The organism is Bacillus sp. FSL K6-3176 (genome assembly GCF_038003325.1).
GTDB classification, from domain to species: Bacteria; Bacillota; Bacilli; order Bacillales; family Bacillaceae; genus Bacillus; species Bacillus altitudinis.
The window spans coordinates 1,498,749-1,522,766 of sequence record NZ_JBBOOX010000001.1 but is presented as its reverse complement, the minus strand read 5'-3'; the positions used below and the strand labels follow the sequence as shown (position 1 = coordinate 1,522,766).

Genomic DNA, 24,018 nt, shown 5'->3' with positions numbered 1-24,018 from the left:
TTTGACAAATAAAAAGCCCCTTCTGCAAAGGGCAGAGAGGGGCGCTCATTTGTGCATACTCGTGCACAAATTGATCCGTTATCCTTCTCAGCCTCTCTGGACTGTTTTAAAGAATCTCAATTTCTTCGTTTATTATTTCAAAAAAAGAACGGCCTGTCAATCGTTATTTCTTAATGAATCTATAAAGCCCCGCATATCAGCTGGAATTGGAGCTGTAAACTCCATATATTCTCCTGTTCTAGGGTGATCAAATCCTAACACGCCTGCATGCAGCAGTTGTCCATTGAAATCAACGGTTTTTCTCGGGCCATATTTTGGATCTCCTGCAAGCGGATAGCCAATGTATTTCATATGAACACGAATTTGGTGGGTTCTTCCCGTTTCAAGGCGGCATTCTACAACGGTAAAGTCTTTAAAGCGCTCCATCACATCAAAATGAGTGACTGCCTGCTTTGCATTTTCTTTTGTGACCGTCATGCTTTGGCGATCTTTTTTGTCTCGACCAATTGGTGCATCAATCGTTCCAGTATCATGCTGAATGATACCATGAACAACGGCTGTGTATTTTCTAGTGACCGTTTTCGCCACCAGCTGATTGACGAGTGATTCATGCGCCATATCATTTTTTGCGACCATTAAAAGCCCTGACGTATCTTTATCAATCCGGTGAACAATTCCTGGTCTCATCACACCATTAATGCCTGACAAATCATTGCAATGAGCCATGAGGCCATTGACAAGAGTACCTGTCACATGTCCTGGTGCTGGATGAACGACCATTCCTCTTGGTTTATTGACCACTAGTACATCTTCATCCTCATAATAAATATCAAGATCCATTGATTCCGCTTCTACATCTAGTGCTTCTGGATCTGGAATCTCTACTTTGATTTGATCTCCAGCTTGTACTTTATAATTGGCCTTCACTTGTTTTCCATTTACTTCGATGAGCCCATCTTTCACCCACTGCTGGACTTGGGTTCTTGACCATTCTGGTTCAGTTGTGCTTAAAAATTTATCAAGCCGTTCACTCGTTTGTTCTTCTGAAACGGCAATGTTTACTTGATTCATGTAGTTGACTCCTTATTTTTCTTTCCATCTAACAGCATTTGAATAAAGAGCAGAATGACCCCCACACATAGAGAGGAATCTGCGATATTAAAGATTGGATAATGATAATCCCCAAATACGAAATGAGCAAAATCAACCACTTCTTGACGGAAAATACGGTCAATAAAGTTTCCAATCGCTCCGCCAAGCATTAAGGCAAGCGCTACGCCAAGTAGCTTGTCCTTTTGTCCATGTTTTTGCAAATAATAAACAATTCCTGCAATAACAACGAGTGTGATCACATAGAAAAACCACATTTGTCCTTGGAGAATCCCCCATGCGGCTCCTGAATTTCGGTGGGATGTGATGTAAAAGAAGCCATCAATCACAGGAATAGAATCACCGAGCATCATATGTTTGACAATGAGCCATTTTGTAAATTGATCTAAACAAATTATCACGAATGCGATTATGTAATAGAACACACACGTTCCTCCATCTTCATACTTTGGTCTTTAAGCATTTTATCAAGAAAACAGGAAGGAGTAAAGAAACTTTAGTTGACAGACAAAAACCTCCCTACATGTGGAAGGCTTCAAAATGAGAATCGTTTGATTCATAAGGATAATGGGTGAATGCTTTTTTCTCATATTGCTTATGATATAAAAAGTCGTCAGTCGTACGAGCCGTCGGAAGAATACTCATTTGTTCAATAGGCATTGTATGCCCTGTCGCCTCACATATGCCATAAGTTCCTTGTTCAATTTTTGCAATCGCGAGCGAAACATCTTGCAGTTCTTCTTTGATGTGATAAAGAAGCGTGGTCGTTTTTGCTTGATCAAACGTGACATGTTCAGCGGGTGAACGCAATGATGCATATTCAAACAGTTTCGATTGCAGTTCTTCTCTCATTTGAAGGAGTTCCATGTAAATCGTCTCTAGATCGCCATTCATGTCGCTGTTTCAACTCCTGCCCTGTCGTGATAATCATATTGTTGCCCCGCCTGTTCACTTTAAAGCCATAAGATTTTTCCTTTCGCTCTAAACGCTGTCATTTTCTCTATATCAAAAACGCCCCGCTATATGCGGGGCGCTAGTTGGTGATATCACGCTGTTAATTCTGGTAATATTTCTCCACGATTTCAGCATTTTTGAGAGACAATGTTGGGTATTTTGGATTTGCGCCAACATCTTTTGAAATAATGCGGGAGCGTTCGCACAGTTCTCCTTCTGCTTTTTGAACAACAATACGTCCTGATGTGTATTCAGGCGCTGATGCGTCTGCATGCTTCTCATCTTCTACTGTTAACTCAGAAATGATAAACAGCTGCTTCACATCTTCTTTAATGGATGCAAGAAGGTTTTTCACTTCCTCTGTTGCATAAAGGGTCACACTTGCTTCAAGTGAACGTCCGATGACTTTCTCATTACGCGCAATTTCCAGCGCTTTTAGCACATCGTCACGTACTTCCATAAAGCGGTCAAACTTCACTTCTGTCGCTTCTGCTTGAGGAACAGCCACACCTTCTGGCATATCTGTTAACTGAACACTTGGCTCTTCAACAAAGCTTAAGTGGCTCCATAGTTCATCTGCTGTATGCGGAAGAATTGGTGCTGTCAGCTTCACTAACGCCATTAATGTTTCATAGAAGACCGTTTGCATGCTGCGGCGGTCTGGATGATCCGCATGCTCAATGTATACCACATCTTTTGCAAAATCGAGATAGAAAGAGCTAAGCTCAATCGTACAGAAGTTGTGGATGGCATGATAGACAACCGCAAATTCGTAATCATCATAAGCTTTTTTCACTTTATCAATCAATTTGTTTAATTTGATTAAGATATATTGATCCACTTCGCGAAGCTCTTCGACTGGTACTGCATTGACTGCTGGATCAAAGTCAAACAGGTTACCATGCAAGAAGCGGAACGTGTTACGGATTTTACGATAAACTTCTGCGACTTGTTTTAAAATGTCGTCAGACACTGGATGATCGGCTTGATAGTTGACAGAAGATACCCAAAGTCTAAGAATCTCCGCACCAAGCTGCTTCGCCACTTTCGTCGGATCAATCGTATTGCCTAATGATTTACTCATCTTGCGTCCTTCTTTATCAAGCGTAAAGCCATGGCTGAGAACACCTTTATATGGCGCTTTTCCAGTGACAGCAACTGCTGTAGATAAAGATGAGTTAAACCAGCCGCGATATTGATCAGAACCTTCAAGGTAAAGGTCTGCCGGACGAACAAGGTCATCTCGTTCTTCTAATACCGCTTGGTGAGAAGAACCAGAATCAAACCATACATCCATGATATCTTGCTCTTTTGTAAATTCACCATTCGGGCTGCCTGGATGTGTAAAGCCTTCAGGCAATAATTCTTTTGCTTCTTTTTCAAACCAAATATTCGAGCCATGTTCTCTAAATAATTGAGAGACGTGCTGAATCGTTTCATCTGTGATGATTGGCTCACCATTTTCAGCATAGAAGACTGGGATTGGAACGCCCCATACACGCTGTCTTGAAATGCACCAGTCACCTCTGTCACGCACCATATTGAACAGGCGCGTTTCGCCCCAAGCTGGAACCCATTTCGTTTCTTTAATATTATCTAATAGCGCTTCTCTGAAATCTTTAATGGAAGCAAACCACTGAGCAGTTGCACGATAAATTGTTGGTTTTTTCGTTCTCCAGTCATGCGGATAGGAGTGCGTGATAAAGTCGAGTTTTTTCAATGCGCCTTTTGCTTCAAGCTGTTCTGTGATGGCTTTATTGGCATCCTCGTAGAATAGTCCTTCAAAACCAGGTGCTTCTTCTGTCATCACACCTTTTTCATCTACTGGACATAACACATCAAGACCGTACTTCATACTTACGATAAAGTCATCTTCCCCGTGACCTGGCGCTGTGTGAACACAGCCTGTTCCTGCATCTGTTGTGACGTGATCGCCAAGCATCACAAGAGAATCTCTATCGTAAATTGGATGTGCTGCAACGACCTTATCTAATTCTTTACCTTTTAACGTTTTCACAACTTCGTACTCTTCAAAGCCAAGTGTTTTTGCCACTTGTTCAACTAGTTCAGATGCGATGACATATCGCTCAGCACCCACTTGAAGCACACTGTACTCTAGGTTTGGATGTACACAAATGCCAAGGTTTGCAGGAAGTGTCCAAGGTGTTGTTGTCCAGATGATGAACTGCTCGCCGTTTTCAAGTACGCCTTTGCCATCTTTCACTTTAAATGATACGTAAATCGATGGTGAACGTTTGTCCTTGTATTCAATTTCTGCTTCAGCAAGTGCTGATTCACTTGATGGAGACCAGTTAACAGGCTTAAGACCTTTGTAAATATAGCCTCTTTTCGCCATTTCACCAAAGACAAGAATTTGCTGCGCTTCGTATTCAGGCTTTAATGTCACATATGGATTGTCCCAGTCTGCTCTTACGCCCAAACGCTTAAACTGATTGCGCTGACCTTCGATTTGTTTCCAAGCATACTCCTCACATAGTTTACGGAATTCTGCTGTCGACATTTCTTTGCGTTTGACTTTTTTATTTTTCGTAAGGGCTGTTTCAATCGGTAAGCCATGTGTATCCCAGCCCGGTACGTACGGTGCATGGAATCCATTCATTGATTTAAAACGGACAATAAAATCTTTGAGGATTTTATTGAGTGCGTGCCCCATATGAATGTCACCATTCGCATATGGAGGTCCATCATGCAAAATAAAGGTCGGGCGTCCTTTTGTCCGCTCTAAAACCATTTGATAGATGTCTTTTTCTGCCCACTCCTCTTGGATTTCAGGCTCTTTGTTCGGCAAGTTCCCTCTCATCGGGAATTCTGTTTTTGGCATTAATAAGGTGTCTTTGTAGTTCATACCTATTCCTCCACATGCAAATTCGTATTAAAAAACAATAAAAAAAGCCCTCTCATCCCATAAGGGACGAGAAGGCTTGTCTCGCGGTACCACCCTTTTAGACAAGCGCTTTGAAATTGCCGCTTATCCACTCTAAAATCGTAACGTGATCAGACGCCTTTACTTACTCATTCATTTCAGAAAAGGAACTAAAGGGGTGATCTCATTGCAGCGTTTCGTAATGTCAGGCTTCCACCGTCCCTGATTCGCTTTATTACGCATGTAACCGCTGCGAGTGTCCCTTTCAAACGTTTATCTCTTGTTAATTTATGATGGTATTATATGCAACATGAGCACGTCATGTCAAGGTGATGCGCTTATTCTTTTTCGTCAAAGACAGCGTCAACTTCATATTCCAGCAAATGATCCCAATCATCATTTTTTAGAAGATCAAGCTGAGCTTCGATGAGCATTTGGAAACGAGTTCTAAAGACTTTCGACTGTTTCTTGAGCTCTTCGATTTCCATTGCAATCTTTCTTGATTTTGATAACGCTTCGTTGATAATACGGTCTGCATTTTTCTCAGCTTCACGAATGATCAATTTCGCTTCTTTATCAGAATGACGCTTCACGTCTTCTGCTGCTTCTTGCGCCACAAGAATGGATTTGTTTAATGTTTCTTCAATTGTTGCAAAATGGCCTAGTCTTTCATCAAGCTCGTTGACTTTGTCTTCAAGCTCATTCTTTTTGCGAAGTACGATCTCGTAATCTTTACGTACTTGGCTTAAAAACTCATTTACTTCATCTTCGTCATAGCCGCGAAAACTTTTTGTGAACGTTTTATTATGAATATCATTAGGTGTTAATGGCAATCTTGCCACCTCCAGATTCAAATTCGTTATGTCAGAAGCTCAAATGTTACTTTAAATTTATCTTTTTTCGTCTTCCCATCAATTGTTTTTAAGCTAAAGCGGCCAAATCCCCTGACAGAGAGCTGATCACCTTCACCAATTGTAAAGGAAGGGTCTTCAGTGACTTTCCAGTTTACTTTGACAAGACCATTTTTGACCAAAAGTTGTGCTTTTTGCCGAGACTGACGGCTGACAGCAGCACATACAGCGTCAAGCCGCAGTGAAGAAATCGTATCTTCTTTGATATCGGTTTTGCTGATGACTGGCTGAAGATCTGCCTTGCTAATTTCCTCTAATGAAACAGATGCTCTGCCGACATGCGTCAGCTGAGCCCGAACAAAATCGGCAACATCGCTTGTACAAATAAATTGCACATTGTCCTCTGAAAACAACAAATCACCGAATTTTTGACGCTTCAGGCCTGTCCCAATGAGCGAACCGAGAAGGTTGGGGTGTTCTATAGAAATAAACTTTTTCGCATAGTTCACCTGAAAATAAGTCAGCTCGAAATCCTGTATAGACGGTGCTAAATAATCAGGATAGATCAAAGCCCTTTTTCGCTCTGCTTCCTCATACCCGCCAAAAAACATGAGACCCAGTTCATCAGAATGCTGAATCACGGACTGGGTAATGAACTGCTCACGCGGATCAAGAAAGTCTGTTAATTTCATTCGATATTGATCGAGTGCGATGTTTTTCCAGCCTAATACTTGGTCGACAAATGGCTGTTCGTCTTTTCTAAAATGTTGATAAATATCGCTCATTTTGTTCCCCTTTTATGTAAAAGAGCCTGGCAGATGCCAAGCCCGGCAGCCTGTTTACATGAATCGTACAATCATATTATAAAGACCAGTTAGTCCATACGATGATGCGAAACGAATCACAAGCAATGCCACAATCGGCGAGATGTCAATCATGCCAATTGGCGGAATAATTTTACGGAATGGTTCTAAATACGGTTCGCAAATGTTTGTCAAGAAGCGGCCAATCGATGTTTCTCTTGCAGATGGCACCCATGACATAAAGATGTAAATAATGATCGCGAATGAGTAAATCGTTAATACCGTACCCAAAATATTAAAAATGAAATTTAGAATAACTATGATTTACCACCTCTGAGGTTCTTCCTCTGTCAATAGCTCTGATATTGTGCCAGATACATCCACATTATCAGGAGTGCAGAGGAATATATTCGAGCCAATACGCTGAATGTCTCCACCGATTGCATAAACCGTTCCGCTTAAGAAGTCGATGATTCGCTTTGCTTGATCGTGCTGAATGCGCTGCAAATTGACGACGACTGCACGCCGATTTTTAATATGATCTGCAATCTCTTGAGCCTCTGCATAAACACGTGGCTCACTTAACACCACTTTAGAGGATTTTTGCACGCTTTGCAAGCTGACGACATTTTGTTTTCCTGCCTGAGGACGCTCTTGAAATGCCGCTTTATCTTTTGTGTTTTTTTCTTCTTGTGCTGGTTCTCTTTCTTCATCAATATATTCGTACTCATACTCTTCATCATCGAGTGTGAAGAAGCTTTTAAACTTATTTTTTATGCTCATGTCACGCACCTCCTGTTTCATTTCCAACAAGTGAAGAGCCAATCCGAACAAATGTCGCACCTTCTTCAATTGCGATTTCAAAATCGTTTGACATGCCCATCGATAAATGCTGACAAGGTGCATTTACTTGGTTCAGTTGTTTTACCTCTTGTTGAAGGCTTTTTAATGTTTTAAAACAGTTTCGTATCACAGTATGATCATCTGTAAATGGAGCCATCGTCATGAGTCCAGCAATTTCAATATGTTTGAAATCAGCGAGCTGTTTGACAAATGGAATCACGTCTTCGCTTTGTAAGCCGTGTTTTGACTCCTCAAGTGATGTGTTCACCTGTACAAAACAGCGAACCGTGTGATCCGCTCTTTTTTCAATTTCATTCGCAAGGGACATTCTGTCTAGCGAATGTAAGTAGTCAATGGTCTGAATGACAGATTTCACTTTTCGCGTCTGTAAACTGCCGATGAAGTGCCAGCTAATGTTTTCATCGGTTATAGCTGCCTGTTTTTCAAGTAACCCTTGGTCACGATTTTCACCAAAGTGCAAAATTCCGGCATCCTTTGCTTCTAATGCTCGTTCAATCGAGACATATTTTGTGACAGCGACAACCGATACATCGTCTGGATGTCTACCTGCTCTTTTACATGCTTCGTTGATTTGTTCATTTATTTGTCTGAGATTCTCTCGTACATTCAATTGCAGTTATGCCTCCTTAAACCCGACAAAAGACATCATACGTCCTGTTTTCCCTTGATCACGCCGATGTGAGAAGAAATGCTGCTCATTGCAACTTGTGCACATCGAACTGACATGTATGTTTTCTTCTTTTAATCCTGCATGAAGTAATACGTTTTTGTTTAGTGTTTTTAAGTCAATTTTGTATTGTCCTTGTGACATCTCGGAATACACATCCTCTGTTGAAAAAGGAAGCTGTTTCACTTGATCTATGACAACATCATCTACTATGTAGCAGCAGCTGCCAATGGATGGTCCAATGACGACTTGTATATGATCGGCATCAGCGCCTTCTTGGCGAACCCATGCATGAACCATGTTGGCGCCAATTTGTTTGACGGTTCCTTTCCAGCCGGCATGAGCCGTTCCAATCAGCCCAGATTGCGGCGCTAGAAAATAAAGCGGAACACAGTCAGCGAAACAAAGAGCGAGCATGATGTTTGGTTCAGAGGTGTATAAACCATCTGTTCTAGAGAGCGCCTCATCATACTGAAGACTTCCTCTTCCCTTTTGTTCCTTTGTGACTTTCATGATGCGATCCTCGTGTGTTTGGTCAGCAAACACCCAATTTGAGAGCGGCACAGCAGTAGCATCTGCAATGACTTGACGATTCATTTGGACACTAGAAGCATCATCTCCTACATGGAGTCCAGTGTTCATTGATTGATATGGAGAAAGACTAAAGCCGCCATTTTTTGTCGTAAAACCGGCCAATATCTCTTTTCCAGAACATGTCATGTTCGTCCAATCATGGATCAGCATTGCATAAGGTGATTTCTGCTGAAAGGGGTCATATTTGTCTATCAAAGCTGCCTCCCACCTTTCATTCATCTCTCTTTATATCGCTCCTATTTTACCACAAGACCTGCTAAGACAGTTAGTGGGATTCATTAAATATTACACTCAAATGTGCCCTTTCTACAGGTTTTTTTTCAAATTGATATGAAAACGTAATCTTTTTACCCGAAAAAGACATTGATTGCTGAGAATGGAGAGCTTGTTTTAAGGAAAATTTGATCTATTAGTTGAGGAATTTACACAAATTAAGAAGACAAACGGACAAGTATCACATCTTCGCCAATTTTTACTATATTTCGCCACGGGACAATCATTTCCTCTTCTTTTCCGAAAAATCCCATCATTTTACCTGTACCGCCAATGATAATCGCTTGTATTTTACCGCTCGTGACATTGATATCAATGTCTCCAATAGTACCTAATTTTTTTCCGCTGGACACATCGACGACATCTTTGATTTGGAATTCAGAAATACTGATCATCTGTCCTTCCCCGCCTTTCGTTTTCTACTATAATATGTATGATGGAAAAGCAGGGAAGCAGACCAATAGTTTCTCTTATCTACAATTTACTTAAGTGAGGACGGCCGTTTTGCCACATGACTTCGACTGGACATTCAAAAAAGGAAGAAAGCAAGTCACTTGTCATCATCTGCTTTGTCTCCCCTTTATGAAAAACAGTACCTTCTTTTAATAATAAAGTGTGCTGAAAAATCGGGAGAATCTCTTCTGCATGGTGGGTCGTATAGAGCAATGTGGGCGCATCTGGTTTTGATGCAATCAATGAGATCGTCTCCAGCACTTGTTCTCTTGCTAAAAAATCAAGACCCGTCACAGGTTCATCTAAGATTAGAAGCTTCGGATCATTCATTAAAGCTCTTGCGATGAGCACTTTTTGTTTCTCCCCTTGCGACAGGGTTTCATACGTGCGATTGGCATATTGAAATGAGCCAAATGTTTTTAATAAATCAATCGCCTTCTCTCTTATCTCATCTGTCGGTGTTTCATAAAGTCCGATGGAAGCAAATGCCCCGCTCAAAACAATTTCAAATGCATTGTCATCTCTGTGCAGCTTCTTTTCAAGACCAGCAGAGATGAGACCAATTTTCTTCCTTAGTTTTTCACCAAGCGCTTCCTTGCCAAACACATGGCCTAACACCGTCATCTCACCTGACGTTGGAAAATAATATGAGCAAAGCATATTTAATAAAGCCGTTTTCCCAGCACCATTTAAACCATAAAGCACCCAGTGTTCCTGGTTTTTCACCTGCCAGTCAATAGAACGAAGCAGCCATTTTCCATTTCGTTTTAAAGAAACATCCTTCAAGTCAAGCGACACATCTTTTCCTCCTGAATAAAAATTCTGAATATACAAATAATAACGTCTACAGCATATCGCAAATGTTTCAATCAGTAAACCTAACGCAAAAAAGCTGCTCCCTATAAGGAACAGCTTTTTCCATGGTTACGAAATTTCAATTCGTACGCCTTCTTTAATATCAGGAAACGTATGCGGGGATGCAAAGACAGCTCCCGGTAATACATCATCAAACGGCTCTTGGAAGTAGATCGAAATATGGCCGAGTTCCTTAAAGTTGTCATTTGCTTTATTGCCTAAAGCAGTAATGGTATACGTTTGGTCGCCCACTTGAATCGTTCCGCCTAATTTCAGCGGCTCTTCTTCTAAGTGTTCAAACTCATGAATGACAGACATATCTCTTAATTCCTGCGGCGCTGCTGGTCCAAATAAAACAATCAGCTTATCTTCTTTAAACTGCGGGACTAAGATCCCAATTTCTTTTACGACAGATTGTGTTACCATGTATCTCGATTCCTCCTTTAATACGTTTAATACATACCGAAGCTGGCAACGTATGCGATCACAACAGATAGAACGCCTGTAATGAGACGGCTATACAAAACAGCTGGTACCCCATATTGTACCGTTTCCGGCTTTGCTTCACCAAGTGATAGCCCAACCGGGATAAAGTCACACCCTACTTGACCGTTGATCGCAAACAGTGCTGGAAGAGCAAATTGAGGCGGAATGTTTCCTAGTGCAATTTGACTACCAATCAGTACACCGATGACTTGTGCGATGACTGCCCCAGGTCCTAAGACAGGCGATAGGAACGGTAAGGTACAGACAACAACGAGCAGTAAGAGCCCCCATAAAGATCCTGCCAAAGGTGAAAGGAAATGGGCAATCAGATCACCGATTTTTGTATAATTGATAATTCCAATTAACATACTGACAAAGGCCATGAATGGAATAATGTTTTTAAGGAGCATATCAACAGAATCACGACCAGCTTGATAGAATGTGCCGGTTACTTTTCCGATTCCTCTTGAGAATCTCATGAGGAAATTCCCTTTTTCTTGACGTTCGATATTTTCCTCTTTCAATTTTGAATAGGTTTCTTTGAAATTCTCTTTGTCAATTGGGCCGCTGCTTTCTTGACCTTCTACATTCCCTTCACTATCAGATGCTTCCGCAAAGGAAATATCTTTTTCTGTGACACCTGATACGAAGATATCCTCTGTAATGTGTTTTGCAAGCGGTCCAGAAGGAGAGGATGCCAGCACATCGACAGTAGGAATGCGTTTCATTGGATAAAGCCCAATTCGCGCTGTTCCTCCGCAGTCAATGACAACACACATCATTTCATCTTCTGGTATAGAATTTTTAAAGCCATCACATGCTTCTGTCCCTGTCATTTCTGCAATTTTACGTGCAACTGGGTGAATGCCTCCTCCTGTAATGGAAACGACCTTTCTTCTTTTACCGGTTGGTTCAAGCTCTAATCCTTTTCCCCATCCGCCAGCACCTTTTGCAACAAATACTTTGTGGTTTGTCATGTCTAACCCTCCCCTATTGTGAATTCGCTTTCATTTTTCCTGCTAAGTACTTTGTGATCCATTCCGTAATGATTCCGCGAAGTAAAATGACAACGATCCCGACTAAGAAGTAACGAACAGCCAGCTCTGACATAGAGTATCCAGCTTCTTTAATCCCGTTCGCAATTCCTAAGTAGACAAACAGTTCTCCTGCGTTGGCATACGGGAACAGTGATGTTACCGGATGAACAAATGAAACAGCTGAATCATAGAATGCTGGTTTTTGTTTTTCAGGTAAGAAGCGGCCAAACGTATAAGCCATTGGGTTTGTCAAAATAAGAACGGATAAGATCGGCATTAACGTATAGCGCAAAATGGTATATTTCGCTGCAAACTGAATCGCTCTATTCACTCGCTCTTCTCCAATAAACTTCATGACAGCATAAGTGAAAGTAAGTAACACAACAAGCGTTGGAACGATACCTGTAACAAGACCCATGAATTGCTTTCCGCCGGCTTCAAACATCCCGATAAAGTGCTCTCCAAACCATTGAATCCATTCCATGTTTCATCTCCCCTTTCTTAGTTCACATTTGTTATATTTTTTTTAGAAATCGAGACAAGCGCCTGCTCCGCTGCCATGGAGAGTGCTTGCATGACAGCTGGTCCCCTTTTGCGCTTTTTCAATGTTTGTTTCATCATGTGATGCTCATCAAGCACAGCCCCCACATGTTTTCCTTCATAGGAAGGCAGTTCCTTAAATTTAGACAAAATCGAGACGCCACCCAGCACATGACACTTTTGAATGATGTATGATTCATCGACAATGATGAGCGCAATGGCTCCAGGGCCAAATTTGCGCCGCTCCATTCCTGAAAACAAGTGATAGCCTTGTTTCCCTTTATAGTCGTCAATCAGTGAATCCATGCTTTTGCGGTAGTACTTGATTTGAATAAACGATAAACCATACTGCACAATCAGAATGATACAAAGTACGATTGCTAATTTTTCCATAGCCTCACGTCCTTATGATTGAAATAAGTGATCTTGTAATGAACGCAGCTTCCAGACCGTTGTGTTTGAATCAAGTTCTACATCATCATGAGATAGGAATTGCCCCAATTTGATATCTTTTTTCGCTACCACTTTTCCGCTGATTAAGCCAATTGGGATGTGGCCGTTCGCTTTCATGTCTTGATGTGTTTCAAGTACACCTCTTACGGAGTATCCGCCAATACCATCAAGTGTTTCTCCTGCTTTAATATCTCTTTTCGCCACAGCGACAGTTTCTGATACTGGTACACCAATTGGATGGATTGAAGAATCGTGTTGTAAGACTGCTTTTGCGATCGTCACTGGTGTTTCAAGGCTTGCTAAGTGGAAAGGACGATACAGTGTGTAGTGAGGACCTTTTCCAACTTTTAAGTAACGAAGCTCTTCATCTACTGGCTCAAGATCACTCTTGACGATGACAAAGACACCTGGTGCCAGTCCGTTTACATATTCAACGACTCCGAAGTTATCCAGTACGCCGCCTTGCTGTTTTTGATTTAATTTATCTGCTACATTTTCTAAATTCGCTTCTACTCCGTGCATGCCGACTTTATCAGGCAAAAGTCCTGTTGCATTACTTAATAGGTTCATTTCTGCCATCGTTTTTGTTCCGTCTTGGAATGCTGCCAGCATGTGGGCACTCATATGTTTACTATCTGCTTCAGCTTTACACGTATCTGGGTTTGCTTCTGGGAAGAATGGGTTGTTCTTACCTTTCCCAGCAACCAATACTTCAAGCCCCATTGTTTTTGCAAATTCATATAGTTCTAGCGTTGCTGCTGGTTCATCTCCAGCTGATCCAGAGTAAACAAGTCCTGCATTCGTGAATAATTTATGCATGACCAAACCGATCGTAATATCGACTTCTACATTTAAAAGAACGAGATGTTTTTTTGAATTAAGCGCTTCCAAAGAAATGTTTGCTCCGACCTCTGGAACACCTGTTGCATCCACAACGACTTCCACGGAATCTGATTGAATCACTTCTCTGTAATCATTTGTGACGACCATTTGATGTGGTTTCGCATGTTGCTTGTAAAAATTCGCTGCTTTCTCAGCTGCACTAAGATGAATATCACAAACACCTGCGACAATCATGCCTGGAATTTTAGAAATTTGTGAAATGAGTCCAAACCCCATTTGGCCTGCCCCGATTATCCCAACTTTGATTGGATCTCCGCTGCGTTCTCGTGCTAACAATTGTTGATAAATTGACATCTAAATCATCCTTTCAGGTTTTCTTGCTTCACAATAGATTGCTAGAAAAATAATCTGAAACTTTTAACAAATGTTATAAAAATTAACAAAAATCTGTTTCTTGTAACATTTGTTATTTTATTTATCATTTGTTATGAACTTAGTTTATATGATGTGTCAACTTTGTGTCAAGATAAAATCGATAAAATTTTCAATCTTTTTGAGTCTAAAGACTCAAAAAAACTACCTAATCGGCTTAGGTAGTTACTTTAATAGGGCATCTCCGGTTTGTTCATCTGTAATTAACACATGAATTAATCCACCTTCTAACGCTGCCCTGATCGCTTCAATTTTTTCTTCTCCTCCAGCGACACCAATCACAAGCGGGATCTCTTTCAGTTTTTGAGGACTGATCCCCATCACCCGGTCGTTCCACGGATGCGGATACACTTCACCTGTATGATCAATAAAGTTATAACAAATGTCACCCGCGACATCTTTCGCTTGCAGGATATCTTCCTCACCACTTGTCATATAGGATTTCACCATCGTTGAATGTTGCGGAACACCGCCTATTCCTACGACCGCGATATTTGATGATTCTCCTAATTCAATGACTTTTTTGATCGACGGCTGTCTAATGAGTACATCTTTCGCTTCTTTCGTATCAAGCATGACAGGTACATGTAAAAACTCACATTTGGATTTGAGTGCTTCTGAGCATCTTCCAATAATATAGTTGGCATGAATATCAACATCTTCATTTCCGACGCCTCCGACAAGCGGAACAAATGTCACAGACGGAAAATGCTGAACAGACGTAAGCGCTTTCGCCATTTCATGCAAGGTTGTCCCTGATGAAAAACCGATGACTTGTCCATCCTTCATGACTTTTAATAAAAAGCCCGCAGCCGCAGCTCCTATTCGACTTTTTGTTGTTTCTTGACTGAGAGATTCCACACACACGACTTCTCGCAGCCCGTATTTTCGCTCTATTTTTCTTTCTAACGAACCATATTGTTGATTTACTTCATCATGAATAATGATTTCCACGATTCCTGCTTCACGTGCTTTTGCCAAATATTTCGATATGAGCGAACGGCTAACCCCAACAGCTTCTGCAATTTTAGATTGAGTGGCGCCTTCTTCATAGTACATATGCGCAACCTTAATGAGCAGCCTTCTTTCATCATGGAATGTCATAATAACCCTTCTTTCCGCTTCTCTATTCCCTCACAAATGATATTTTAAATAACATTTGTTAAAAACAGATTAAATGAAAAAAATAACAGAGTCAATACTAGAGATGGGTTCTCTAAAAAGAATGAAAAAAGCCGCACATTAGCGGCGGCTTTAAAAAATATTTTTATTCATTTGTTTGATTGCTGCTTTTTCAAGCCTTGATACTTGTGCTTGAGAAATACCGATTTCTTCTGCCACTTCCATTTGTGTTTTGCCTTGGAAAAAGCGTTTACGAAGAATCATTTTTTCTCGATCATTCAATCTGCGCATTCCCTCTTTTAAGGCCAATTCTTCTACCCATTGTGTATCTTTGTTCCGTTCATCACTAATTTGATCCATCACATAAATCGGATCTCCTCCGTCATTATAAATCGGTTCAAACAAAGAAACAGGATCTTGAATGGCATCTAGGGCAAAAACAATTTCCTCATGAGGGACTTCTAACACTTTGGCAATGTCTTCTGCCGTTGGTTCCTTGCTTGTCTCACTAATCAATCTCTCACGGACTTGAAGCGCCTTATAGGCAATATCTCTTAGTGAACGAGACACCCGGATAGGGTTGTTATCGCGCAAGTATCGACGGATTTCTCCTATGATCATAGGGACCGCATAAGTTGAAAATCTGACATTGTGGCTTAAATCAAAATTATCAATTGATTTCATTAATCCGATACAGCCTACTTGGAAGAGATCATCAACATACTCGCCTCTGTTGTTAAAACGCTGGATCACACTTAAAACCAACCGCAAATTGCCATTAACTAGCTTTTCTCTTGCTGTATCGTCACCTTCATCTTGCAGCTGTCTGAATAATTTTCTCATCTCGTCGTTTTTCAGCACAGGCAGTTTGGAGGTGTCGACTCCGCAGATTTCCACTTTATTTCTGGACACTTTTTTCCCTCCCTACAGGAGCTGTTGTACAAAGTTCAGTATCTCCGTGGGATGGAAAAATATGCACGGTCTACGACGAGAAAGATGTGAAAAAATGGTGATCCCTTTGACAGTGCAGGGATAAAGCTTTCAAAAAAATTTTTTTAGACCATCTTATTAAATTCTTTTTGCAATCGTTTAATAATTCTTTTTTCGAGCCTTGAAATATAGGACTGAGAAATACCAAGCATGTCGGCAACATCTTTTTGTGTTTTTTCTTCACCGCCAACTAAACCGAACCTCAGTTCCATGATCTGTTTTTCACGATCGTTTAATTGTTCTAACGCTTTTTTCAGTAATTTTTTATCGACATTTGCTTCAATATCGCGGGTGATAATATCATCATCTGTCCCAAGTACATCTGATAAAAGCAGTTCATTACCGTCCCAGTCGATGTTAAGCGGTTCATCAAAGGATACTTCTGAACGGATTTTATTATTTCGGCGCAAATACATCAAAATTTCATTTTCAATACATCTAGACGCATATGTGGCCAGTTTGATCTTTTTTTCTGGATTGAACGTATTTACTGCCTTGATGAGGCCTATCGTTCCGATACTAATCAAATCCTCAATGTTAATGCCTGTGTTTTCAAATTTTCTTGCGATATAAACGACCAATCGCAAATTTCTTTCGATCAAAATGGCTCTTGCTGTTTGATCACCTTTAGGTAATTTAACGAGCAATTCTTGTTCTTCATCCTTTGATAATGGCGGAGGCAGTGCCTCACTTCCACCAATATAATAAATCTCATCACTCTTTAGCCCTAGCTTCATGAGGAGTTTATACCAGTAGTAAGTGAGTTTAAATTTTAATTTTTTCATCTTCTTCTCCCTTCTAAATGTCCAGTTGACTTCGTAAGATAAAAGACATCACAAAAAAACTACGACACCCCTTGTATCATTTTTCCGTCTAACATCTCTGGATGAATGATGGATTGAAATTCCTGATCTGCTGATAATCCACTTAGACTCATCCCAACAAAACACTTCGCTGGCTGGATCATATGCGTTTTTGTATAAAGGACGACCGTATCTGGTTTAAAGCATAGTAGAAACCCGTGATCATGACCGACTGCGCGATACGGAACAAGTCTTAAACGATCAAGCAGCGGAAAATGGTCATCGAGCTTTTGCATCACTTCAACAGGATGAAACTGTTTCATTTTTTCTATAAATGGCTCTCCGAAAATAGATGTGAGCTGATCGAGCTGGGCGATCATGACAGGTGTTTTCGTCAATGGATCATACAGCTGATTTCCAGAATCGACCAGACCATTTAAGCGGATCGTTTCTCCTTGAATGTGGATCTCCACAAGTACTTGTTCGTCATATTGTCTTTTTTTCGCACCAACCTCTCCTAATCGTTTCTTTGAAAACAGCCAAATGGCCGGAAAGCCAGTGAGAACAAAAAGCCAGCTAATGGGATCACCAAATCCATCATTTTGTGAAATAAGCAGTCCATCTTGAATAACTGTATTTGTCTGCAAAAACGAATGAACCCCGATCATGCCCCCTCCCATCAAAAATGTGACAAAGTAAAAAGCAAACAGATTTTGAAAAAAGGAACGAAATCTTTGAAAGCCAAAGGTTCCAAGCACGATCAAGACAGAAAAAAGCAGTTTGCCTAAAGGGTGCGACACAATCATTGCAAATGGCGTAAAGAGCAAGAGAACAATGCTCGATCCAATGAGAGCTCCTAACATATATCGCCTTTTTTTCACTTGTCGTTTGAGAATAAATGCCGTGAGTAAGAGCAGCAATAGATCAAAACAAAAGTTTAACAGCCAAATGACATCTAAATAAATGACCACCTTCTGCTCCTTTCATCTGAAACAAAGAATCAAAAGCAGTACTTGCACTTGTTTGTACCAGTATAAAACAGTCATCGGATGGAAGTCTGTCAATTCTTGTAGGGGATGATAGAGAACTTTTGGTGGATTGTTATCGTTTTTGTCGACGTATGAAACAGAAAGAACATCAGGATGATTTGTTGGACAAGTGTCTCCTCTATCAATTGCACAAAAAAGACACGCTCCGAAGAGTCGTGTCTTTTTCGCTGTCATTCTTTCTCATTGATGGTGAGTGTTCCTTCTGCCTTCTGTCTTGTGACATTTCCATAATCATCTTTGACAATGACTTCAATCACTGCACCTTTTGCTTTTGCAATAGATGTCGCCGTCCAGTACCCTTCATACGTTCCCGGTGCTACTTCACGAATCGGCAGTTCGGTTGTGTTTTGAAGTTTTGATCTAGCATTTGTCAGCGGCATATGAAGAACAAAGGTGGCATCTAGCTTTTCCCTGCTTTTAAATGAAATCTTAACCGATTCACCTGATGATAGATTCATATTGTCTTTTGGCGTTAATTCAGAAATGACAGGTGCATCATATTGTACATCGATGTCGACCTTTTTAGTCGTTTTGTTTCCAGCCGCATCTTTTGCTGTCACTTTGATTGTATTTTTCCCGTTCTCAAGCAGCACCCTTGCAGAATATGCCCCATCCTTTACGGTCGCTTTTTTTCCATTGACTGTGACTTGATCTAGATAATCATCCGCTACTTTCCCTTCCACCGTGAGTGATTCTCTATTAGACTTGTCGCCTTTTTTCGGTGTATCAATGGTCAATGTCGGTGCTGTTTGATCGATGATCACCTTGACTGGCTTGGAATGTTTTGTTGAGCCTTTATCCGTTACAGTCGCCGCCGTGAAGACATGCTCTCCACTTGGAACAGATACATTTTCTTTGAAAGTACCCGACTCATCTGATTTGACGTTGGCCACCTCTTCATCATTTTGATAAATGGCCACATCGAGACCCGGAGAGGCCGTGCCTTCAATCGTCAATTCACCTTGATTTGTAATGGTTCCTGCCTTTGGAGAAGTGATTTCTGGTATATCTGCTTCATAGTTTACGAGCGCACGTATCATATAATTCCCCTCTTCTTTCGGAGAAGGAGAAAAAGCACCGCTCGTCAGCTGCCAGCTTCTTTCAGCATTAGGGCCATCTTCATCTGTGGCAAGTCCCGGAGATTCGGTATTCTTTTTCGTTTGAATATAAACAAGATAGAAATCGCCATCCACTGTAATGGCTTGATCTTCTAAATCTACTTTTGTCCATTCACCATTACGCAGCGCATTTGCTTTTAAAGGTCCTGCGATTTTCTCACCTGGTGCGCCACCCTTCCCAGAAGCATCATATACTTCAACAGCAAATTCATCGCCTCCAGGAGCTGGCCATTCTGATGTCCAAAACCGGAAAAGACCACCTGTGACTTGTGCTTGTTTCTTTCCTTTTTCTAATGAAAACTTCACAGCCCAGCCATTGCCAGGATCGTAGAAAGCCCGTGCATTTTCAGCCGTTCCATCATCGTAGCCAATCTCTCCCGGAAAACCGATAAAAGGCTCAAGTTTCACTGACTTTTCAAGCGGCTTTTCCGTCACATCCGCTGTAAACGTATAGCCTTTAAACCCCTTCGCAAAAATTTTGACTGTATAGACACCGCTTAATGCCTCTAGAGAAAATTCACCGGATTCATCTGTTTTCACCGGCTCAATTTTTGCGTCCTCCACAAGATAAACAGTTGCATTCTTCACCTTTTCACCAGTTGTTTCATTGACGACCGTGCCGGAGATCGTTCGTTTCTCTAGCGGCTGTAAGGAGAAATTCGCTTCTGCTGTTTCTTTTGATGCCACTTTGACTTTTTGGGACCGTGATTCAAAGCCGTAAGCTTCCGCTTTCACTGTCCATTCTCCTGCTCCTTGAGACAGCTGATATTTCCCTGTCGCTTCATCGGTGGAAGTTGATTTTCCGCTTTCTAGAACACTGATTTGCGCTCTCATTGGAAGAGCTTGAATAGACGGAGCATCATGACTGTTTTGCTTTTGAATTTGTACATGTTTATTTTTTACTTTAGCAGGCTTTGCCTTTTTTGGATCAACTGATTTCTTATTCTGGCTTGTGGATTTTTCTTTTTTGATCACACCCAACTGGTTCTTGGCTTGTTGAGACAATGCCTCATCTGTGATTTTCACATCATCTAAATAAAAGCCATCTTTTGTGACACTGCCATCTGTTCTTATCTGAAACAAGACTCTCACTTTTTGACCTTTATAAGCAGATAAATCAACTTCGCCTGCTGTCCACGCATTTGTTTTCCCCGTATAAGCTGTCGCTTGAACAGCGTCTTCACCCTCTGGCTGTACATAGACATGCACATAATCATAATTGGCTTCGAGATCATGCCAGTATTGATATTGCAGGTAGGAAGAACCTGAATCTGGTACAGCAATGAGCGGCATAGACAAATTGGCGTCCGTTTTATTTTCATAAGGACTGTCTAAATTAGTGGCATAGACATGTTCCCCGCTAAATGCTTGTTTTGGACCTGTGGACGGTTTTCCCCACTGCCACGGATCTTTTGTTCCACCACTGAACCATCCACTTGGCCATGCTTCAAAATCTTGTGAGTAGCCAGTGGTGATGGATGTTTTAATTGGAAGTGTATAAGAATCTGATGCCGCTTCATTTCCTCCAAAATCTTTCACAATCCATCGGTATGTCACGTTTTCCCCCTCAAGTTCAGGGAGCTGCACCGTATAGGTTCCTTTTAAATGATTTCCATCCGTGCGGTCGGCTTTCAGCGTCTCCCACTCACCTTGATCTACTCGGTAAGTCAAAGAAACATTTGTCACTGCTATCCCATCTTCTGCAGTGATGGTTAATGGGGTTGGCGTTGCAGCAAAAATTTCATTCGGACCTTTATGTGAAAAAACAGGTGGTTCTGTATCTTCTCCCTCTTTTGTCACCTGACCTTCAATCGTACCGATTCCATTGGTTAAAGCCGTAATCGCCTCTCTTGCATCAACCAACCCTGCCCCATAGCCATTGTTAGGGGATTCAGGAAATTGCTGATCTGTCAGTGGTTTCGCTGTCTCAATGAGAATTTGCTGTATTTCATCAACAGAAAGGTCTGATTGCACTTGGCGAAGAAGAAGAACAACTGCTGAGACATGCGGACCTGCCATCGATGTACCATTCCACCCATCCTCATATCCTTTTCCCGGGATCGAAGAACGAATGTTTACTCCCGGAGCCGCAATATCTGGTTTCATTACGCCATATGGAGAAGGACCCTGAAGGGAGAAAGACCCTAACTTGTTGTCCTGGTCTGTTGCGCCTGTAGCAAAGGCTTCTTGATAGTTAGCAGGATTTGCAATCGAACCCGCACCGCCTGGATTGAATAAATCGGTATTACCGGCTGAAAATTCTGGAAAGATGTCTGCTGCTCTCCAAGCATTCACTACATCTTTATACCAATCATCAAGACCTGGCCCACCGCCCCACGAATTATTCACAACATCAGGTGCCTTTTCTGGGTGAGGATTTCCGTTTTGATCTTTCGGGGCTAAAATCCACTCACCAGCATCTAACAGATCAGCATCTGTACCGCCATCTTCTGAAAAAGCTTTCACTGCAATCCATTCTGCTCCCGGTGCGACCCCAATTTGATTCTTTCCATCTGGCTCAGAACCAACCATTGTGCCTGTCACATGGGTCCCGTGCTCCAAGTCATCATAAGGGACTTCAGAGCCTGTCGTGGCATCATACCAATTCAGTTCATGAGATGGTTCGTTCGGACGAGCAGGATCAAACCCGCGGTATTTTTCTTTTAGCGCAGGATGATCCCATTCGACACCTGTATCAATACTTGCCACAACGGTTCCGGTCCCGTCATAGCCTAAATCCCACGCTTCTGGTGCATGCACCTGAGCAATATTCCATTCGACTCCATCTACTGCTTTGATTTGTTTGTTTGGCTTAGCATGCTTCAAATCAACAGGACGATGAAGTTGACGTGTTTCATTCGGCAGCACTTGAGCTACTTCTGGAAAAGAAGCAACCTTTTCCATCACTTCTTTTGTTGCCGTCACAGCTAGACCATTCACAATATAGTAGGAATGAATATCATTCACTTGCTTATTCTTTTTTTCCTTTTGTAAATACGCTAGGAGCGCTTGCTGCGTTTCATCAGATGTTGCTCTCAGCTCAGATACAACGGCTGATCTTTTTGTGTACTGCGTTTTAGCCGCAGTTAATTTTTGTTTTTTTGCTTTTGATACAGCTTCTTTTGCTACTTTTTGTACATTCGTTTGTTCCTTCATTTTGACTAAGAAGGTCACCTTATCTTCCTTTTGAAACTGCTTCTTTAATCTCGAAGAAATCTTGGCTTTTGTTGTCTTAGAGGAAACGGCTTCCTCCTGATATGAGGTAGAAGTCGATTTTGCTTGAACCATCCCAAAGCTTGTCATCGTTAAAGTACCAATCACCAAAAGACTTATGAAACGATAGACGGCGGTTTTGCGAAACTTCACTTTCAATAAAATCCCTCCTCCTCAAATGGTCAAACAGTGTGTATCCTGCCCCTCCCCCTTCTTTTTGATCATGACAAGTTTCTTGGTGTTCTCATTAATGTAGTCAAATAAAGTTCAACATTTTGTCGTTTTTTGTAAAGGAAATTAAAAATGATTCTTTTGACTTAAAAAACTCAAGCCAAAACACATACGATAGTTCCAATTAACACACAGAAACAAGACTTTTATATCAATCAGGCTCAGGATCTTCTCACCATGCATACATAAAAAACCCCTTCCAAAGGAAGGGGTTGAATCGTGCTTGCTTATCGTTTATTGCGGTTACGTAAGAACGTTGGGATATCCAATGTATCATCACTTGACTGTGTATTTTGTCTTGGTTGTGATGATGTTTGCTGATGTTCCTCACGTTTTACTTCACGCTTTTGTGGAATGGATTGATTTTGCTTTAATCCTTGTCCTAATGGATTTCTTTGAGGTTTTGTCACTTCCGGCTCTTGCTCAATAAAACCGGTTGCGATGACTGTGACCACAATTTCATCCTTCAAGTTATCATTAATGACAGATCCAAAGATCATGTTGACATCTTCATCAGAGGCTGATGCAACAATATCCGCTGCTTCTTGTACCTCATAAAGACTAAGGTTCGTACCACCAGTAATATTCATGATAACACCTTGTGCTCCATCAATCGCTGTTTCAAGAAGTGGTGAAGAAATGGCTTTTTTCGCTGCTTCAGCAGCACGGTTTTCGCCTGTTGCGACACCAATTCCCATAAGAGCTGAACCTTTGTTAGACATGATCGTTTTCACGTCAGCAAAGTCAAGGTTAATTAAACCTGGTGTTGCAATGAGATCTGAGATCCCTTGAACACCTTGTCTTAACACGTTATCTGCTGCACGGAATGCTTCAAGCATCGGCGTGTTTTTATCGACAATTTCAAGCAGGCGATCGTTTGGAATCACGATTAACGTATCAACTGCTTCTTTCATAGAAGCAATCCCTTCAACTGCTTGAAGCTGACGCTTTCTTCCTTCAAATGTGAAAGGACGAGTCACAACTCCAACTGTCAAGGCTCCAGAATCTTTTGCGATTTTCGCAATGACAGGTGCAGCACCCGTACCAGTTCCACCGCCCATACCAGCTGTGACAAAGACCATGTCAGCGCCTTTTAGGACTTCTTCAATTTGTTCTTTACTTTCTTCAGCAGCTTTTTTACCAACTTCAGGATTCGCACCTGCTCCAAGCCCTCTTGTCAGCTTAGCACCGATTTGCATTTTTGTTTCTGCTTTTGATAAGTTTAACGCCTGTGCATCTGTATTCACTGCAATAAAATCGACACCCTGTACGTCATTTTCAATCATTCGGTTGACAGCATTATTTCCGCCGCCACCTACACCGATTACTTTAATTGATGCTAGGCCGTCTATATTTGTTTCAAACTCCAACATGCTGAATCCTCCTAATCCGT

At 41.4% G+C, this 24,018-nt stretch carries 23 protein-coding genes; all 23 read right to left on the bottom strand.

All coding sequences use genetic code 11. The annotated features are described in order from the left end of the window. Positions 1–156: 156 nt before the first annotated feature. Positions 157–1,071: an RluA family pseudouridine synthase gene (locus MHB38_RS07905; RefSeq protein ID WP_007499719.1), complete on the bottom strand. Its 915-nt coding sequence runs from the start codon at positions 1,069–1,071 to the stop codon at positions 157–159. After that, on the bottom strand, positions 1,068–1,535 hold the full coding sequence (lspA, locus tag MHB38_RS07900) for a signal peptidase II (protein ID WP_025207304.1): 468 nt from the start codon (positions 1,533–1,535) through the stop codon (positions 1,068–1,070). Before lspA ends, MHB38_RS07905 begins: the two co-directional genes overlap by 4 nt. Before the next feature lie 94 nt (positions 1,536–1,629). After that, positions 1,630–2,004 (bottom strand): TraR/DksA family transcriptional regulator, encoded by a 375-nt coding sequence (locus MHB38_RS07895; protein ID WP_341003028.1) that lies wholly within the window; start codon positions 2,002–2,004, stop codon positions 1,630–1,632. A 160-nt stretch (positions 2,005–2,164) separates the two neighbouring features. Then, positions 2,165–4,930 carry an isoleucine--tRNA ligase gene (gene ileS / locus MHB38_RS07890; protein ID WP_008344945.1) on the bottom strand — a complete coding sequence of 922 codons (2,766 nt, stop codon included), beginning with the start codon at positions 4,928–4,930 and terminating at the stop codon, positions 2,165–2,167. Between the two features lie 356 nt (positions 4,931–5,286). Continuing rightward, the gene (locus tag MHB38_RS07885; protein ID WP_008344947.1) at positions 5,287–5,781 is read right to left on the bottom strand and encodes a DivIVA domain-containing protein; all 495 of its coding nucleotides are present in this window, start codon (positions 5,779–5,781) and stop codon (positions 5,287–5,289) included. A 26-nt stretch (positions 5,782–5,807) separates the two neighbouring features. Then, positions 5,808–6,584: a YlmH family RNA-binding protein gene (locus MHB38_RS07880; RefSeq protein ID WP_025207303.1), complete on the bottom strand. Its 777-nt coding sequence runs from the start codon at positions 6,582–6,584 to the stop codon at positions 5,808–5,810. Between the two features lie 54 nt (positions 6,585–6,638). Beyond that, positions 6,639–6,917: a YggT family protein gene (locus MHB38_RS07875; RefSeq protein WP_373422526.1), complete on the bottom strand. Its 279-nt coding sequence runs from the start codon at positions 6,915–6,917 to the stop codon at positions 6,639–6,641. 9 nt (positions 6,918–6,926) lie between these two features. After that, the gene (gene sepF / locus MHB38_RS07870) at positions 6,927–7,385 is read right to left on the bottom strand and encodes a cell division protein SepF (RefSeq protein ID WP_017359354.1); all 459 of its coding nucleotides are present in this window, start codon (positions 7,383–7,385) and stop codon (positions 6,927–6,929) included. Between the two features lies 1 nt (position 7,386). After that, positions 7,387–8,076, bottom strand: a complete 690-nt coding sequence (locus MHB38_RS07865) for a YggS family pyridoxal phosphate-dependent enzyme (RefSeq protein WP_026050091.1) — start codon at positions 8,074–8,076, stop codon at positions 7,387–7,389. A gap of 6 nt (positions 8,077–8,082) precedes the next feature. Continuing rightward, entirely contained in the window at positions 8,083–8,946 is an 864-nt protein-coding gene (gene pgeF / locus MHB38_RS07860; protein ID WP_136944394.1) for a peptidoglycan editing factor PgeF, read from the bottom strand. Positions 8,947–9,158: 212 nt separating this feature from the next. Beyond that, positions 9,159–9,395 (bottom strand): YlmC/YmxH family sporulation protein, encoded by a 237-nt coding sequence (locus MHB38_RS07855; RefSeq protein WP_008344958.1) that lies wholly within the window; start codon positions 9,393–9,395, stop codon positions 9,159–9,161. Between the two features lie 79 nt (positions 9,396–9,474). Next, positions 9,475–10,251 carry an ABC transporter ATP-binding protein gene (locus MHB38_RS07850; protein WP_019743283.1) on the bottom strand — a complete coding sequence of 259 codons (777 nt, stop codon included), beginning with the start codon at positions 10,249–10,251 and terminating at the stop codon, positions 9,475–9,477. Positions 10,252–10,377: 126 nt separating this feature from the next. Then, positions 10,378–10,734, bottom strand: coding sequence for a PTS glucitol/sorbitol transporter subunit IIA (locus MHB38_RS07845; RefSeq protein WP_007499733.1), 357 nt, complete (start codon positions 10,732–10,734; stop codon positions 10,378–10,380). 26 nt (positions 10,735–10,760) lie between these two features. Then, a complete protein-coding gene (gene srlE, locus MHB38_RS07840) occupies positions 10,761–11,771 on the bottom strand; it encodes a PTS glucitol/sorbitol transporter subunit IIB (RefSeq protein WP_024720315.1) in 1,011 nt (336 codons plus the stop codon). Between the two features lie 13 nt (positions 11,772–11,784). Beyond that, positions 11,785–12,315 carry a PTS glucitol/sorbitol transporter subunit IIC gene (gene srlA / locus MHB38_RS07835; RefSeq protein ID WP_003210918.1) on the bottom strand — a complete coding sequence of 177 codons (531 nt, stop codon included), beginning with the start codon at positions 12,313–12,315 and terminating at the stop codon, positions 11,785–11,787. A 17-nt stretch (positions 12,316–12,332) separates the two neighbouring features. Then, the gene (locus MHB38_RS07830) at positions 12,333–12,764 is read right to left on the bottom strand and encodes a transcriptional regulator GutM (RefSeq protein WP_008354650.1); all 432 of its coding nucleotides are present in this window, start codon (positions 12,762–12,764) and stop codon (positions 12,333–12,335) included. Positions 12,765–12,776: 12 nt separating this feature from the next. Further along, complete coding sequence (locus MHB38_RS07825; RefSeq protein ID WP_008344966.1) at positions 12,777–14,021, bottom strand: NAD(P)H-dependent oxidoreductase; 1,245 nt, start codon at positions 14,019–14,021, stop codon at positions 12,777–12,779. 243 nt (positions 14,022–14,264) lie between these two features. Continuing rightward, the gene (locus MHB38_RS07820) at positions 14,265–15,203 is read right to left on the bottom strand and encodes a sugar-binding transcriptional regulator (protein WP_017359359.1); all 939 of its coding nucleotides are present in this window, start codon (positions 15,201–15,203) and stop codon (positions 14,265–14,267) included. 150 nt (positions 15,204–15,353) lie between these two features. After that, positions 15,354–16,133: an RNA polymerase sporulation sigma factor SigG gene (gene sigG / locus MHB38_RS07815; protein ID WP_003211879.1), complete on the bottom strand. Its 780-nt coding sequence runs from the start codon at positions 16,131–16,133 to the stop codon at positions 15,354–15,356. Positions 16,134–16,276: 143 nt separating this feature from the next. Further along, positions 16,277–16,996, bottom strand: coding sequence for an RNA polymerase sporulation sigma factor SigE (sigE, locus tag MHB38_RS07810; RefSeq protein WP_007499746.1), 720 nt, complete (start codon positions 16,994–16,996; stop codon positions 16,277–16,279). Between the two features lie 59 nt (positions 16,997–17,055). Next, a complete protein-coding gene (gene spoIIGA, locus MHB38_RS07805) occupies positions 17,056–17,985 on the bottom strand; it encodes a sigma-E processing peptidase SpoIIGA (protein WP_017359360.1) in 930 nt (309 codons plus the stop codon). Positions 17,986–18,233: 248 nt separating this feature from the next. After that, complete coding sequence (locus tag MHB38_RS07800; protein WP_445661572.1) at positions 18,234–22,553, bottom strand: S8 family serine peptidase; 4,320 nt, start codon at positions 22,551–22,553, stop codon at positions 18,234–18,236. A gap of 299 nt (positions 22,554–22,852) precedes the next feature. Further along, positions 22,853–23,998, bottom strand: coding sequence for a cell division protein FtsZ (gene ftsZ / locus MHB38_RS07795; protein WP_007499752.1), 1,146 nt, complete (start codon positions 23,996–23,998; stop codon positions 22,853–22,855). Between the last annotated feature and the right edge of the window lie 20 nt (positions 23,999–24,018).